We start from the raw sequence: 202 nt of genomic DNA on the forward strand, positions 1-202 counted from the left end.
GGTCGAGGTCGGCGGCAAGCGCCTGGAAGTCTCCCTGCCGGCCTCGCTCGGCATGACCCTGGCCCGCACCGGCCTCGCGGCCGGCGCCAAGCCCAAGCGCCGGGCGGCGAAGAAGTCGGGTCCGGCCGCCTCCGGTGACACCCTGGCCTCCCCGATGCAGGGCACCATCGTCAAGGTCGCCGTCGAGGAAGGCCAGGAGGTC

General features: G+C 74.3%; 1 pseudogene. It reads left to right on the top strand.

From position 1 onward, the window contains the following. A pseudogene (locus IF78_RS44815) lies at positions 1 to 202 on the top strand (acetyl-/propionyl-CoA carboxylase subunit alpha); the annotation flags it as partial.

It is taken from the genome of Streptomyces bicolor, from assembly GCF_000719285.1.
GTDB lineage: Bacteria > Actinomycetota > Actinomycetes > Streptomycetales > Streptomycetaceae > Streptomyces > Streptomyces bicolor.